Genomic DNA, 1,870 nt, shown 5'->3' with positions numbered 1-1,870 from the left:
AAGGCCGAATACACGACTGCAACCGATCCGCTTCCGACGACTCGATCAGCTGGTGCCCTGTTGAAATGGGGAGTCCATACACGAATTGTTAGGCGCGACGCACGCCGCTAGTTCTGCCGTCTGCATGCTTGACTGAACGCGAGAATGACACCAACCAACAGAATCAAGCCGCCCGCAAGCTGAAACCCACCATTTGCAGTGTAGGTTCCAACGACAAGGACGAGCAGACCTGCGACAAGCAGGGCGAAGGTGCTGGGTGTGATCTGCTTGAGGTTCATGTATGTCCTCTGGCGGATTGGATTGCTACCGATACAAGCGCCTAACGCCCGAGTTAAGCCGCGCCGAAGGCGTCGGCTTGAATGATTAGTTAGCTCTCGCCTGCAAGAGCCGCTCGATCTTTGTCAATGACGAAAGCGCCTTCTTCTGCGACGAGGTACGGTACCAGCGAATTGCGCCGCATTCGAGTAGGTGCCTCAAGACTTCGCAGCAGTCTAGCGGGCACTCCACGAGAATGATTCGCTCGATACTCCAAGTCTTGTGGTTGAAGTGAGTGAATTCATCGCGCAGCTCGTCGAGCGCCTGCATCGCTCTCTCTTGCTTGGCGTCGTCCGATAGTGGAACAACTCCAGTTCGAAGATTTTCCCGGACTCTCGCCTTCGAATAGAGCCCTAAGAAGTTGTCCATGTATGGGCTTGGGAAATCGTGATCTCCGTTGAAAGCGGCCAGCATCTTCCGCGCTACGCCCGGCTTTTGTACGAGAACAGAATTGTCGTTGTTAAGCGCGAGAACTAGGGCGCCTTGAATTGCTGAGTGCAGCCCCAAAACGGTCCATTTCCAGTAGTGCGGTTTGCGGTCTACGAGCGTCAGGAAGTCCGCAGTAGCAGCGATGGATTGGACGGCGTCGAACTCCGCGTCGATTGTCCAGTACGCGCGCTGCGACATAAGAGAGCTAACGCCTAAGTTGAGCCGAATTGCAGCGCGTAGCTGGCCACATGGCAAGCTCTTTCTGCCATGTGGACGGCGGAGCGATGCAATTTCGGCTTGAACGCACTGTTAGGCCCCAACTCCGGAAAGGAAGTCTCGCCAGTCCACAAGAACACTAGCTGCAAGATCGGCTTTTTGCTTCCGTGATGGCAGGCCCATGCGCTCATCTGCAATGCGCTGCAGGTGCTCCGATATGTCGGTCTCACTGGCACCCGAGCGGAGCAAGGAGTACGTCAGCCCCACATAGCCCTCGTACTCGTCCCTGGCTTGAGGCACGCCAGACACCTGGATCGGGTCCCAGATGTAGTGAAGCACCTCGCTAACGATGCGTAGGAGCTGCTGATCTTGAGCGTCCATCGAGGTTGCCATTGGGGCCTAACGCCCGAGTTAAGCCGCGCCGAAGGCGTCGGCTTGAATGATTAGTTAGGTGCCAAGCAACGAGGCCTGCACCACGGAAGCGTTGCCGAACTCTATGCCAGGGATACGAGTTGCGGAAGCGCCAGACTGTAGGCCGGCAGGAAGCTGCGAAGTGCGCACGGGAATTGTCGGTACTGCTGCGAGCTCGTAGCCGCCAATAGAGCCGCTCGATGTGCGGTGAGCGTCCGACCAGTCATATGCGAAGAGGCCCCGCTCGGCGAAGGCCACGAAGCTATCTGGTCTCGGCACGGCCATGACCCGGGTCGCTTCACAGATTGCTGGAAGGCGGAGTACATCTGCCTCGGCAGATTCGATCGATGCAAGCGCCGACTTGGGCACCGGCCCTTGGCCGGCAGTGGTAAAAACCGCAACCTGCCCAAGCCCATCTATCGCGAGCCACGCGGCGTCAATCCCATCAAGCTCGCCGAATGTCGCCATTGGCACCTAACGCCTGAGTTAAGCCGCGTGC

The 1,870-nt window shown here is 57.7% G+C and carries 2 protein-coding genes; both read right to left on the bottom strand.

Annotated elements, in window-relative coordinates; all coding sequences use genetic code 11:
- Positions 1 to 107 precede the first annotated feature (107 nt).
- Positions 108 to 278, bottom strand: a complete 171-nt coding sequence (locus K311_RS18545) for a hypothetical protein (RefSeq protein ID WP_154659581.1) — start codon at positions 276 to 278, stop codon at positions 108 to 110.
- 85 nt (positions 279 to 363) lie between these two features.
- A complete protein-coding gene (locus K311_RS18540; RefSeq protein WP_154659580.1) occupies positions 364 to 942 on the bottom strand; it encodes a hypothetical protein in 579 nt (192 codons plus the stop codon).
- Positions 943 to 1,870 lie beyond the last annotated feature (928 nt).

The sequence above is a fragment of the Arenimonas composti TR7-09 = DSM 18010 genome (genome assembly GCF_000426365.1).
Lineage (GTDB): Bacteria > Pseudomonadota > Gammaproteobacteria > Xanthomonadales > Xanthomonadaceae > Arenimonas > Arenimonas composti.
The sequence above is the reverse complement of the archived record's forward strand: the minus strand, read 5'-3'. Positions and strand labels throughout refer to the sequence as shown.

Bases quoted from the DNA above. Each gene is read 5' to 3' on its own strand.
- K311_RS18545 (WP_154659581.1), bottom strand. From the start codon at position 278: ATGAACCTCAAGCAGATCACACCCAGCACCTTCGCCCTGCTTGTCGCA.
- K311_RS18540 (WP_154659580.1), bottom strand. From the start codon at position 942: ATGTCGCAGCGCGCGTACTGGACAATCGACGCGGAGTTCGACGCCGTC.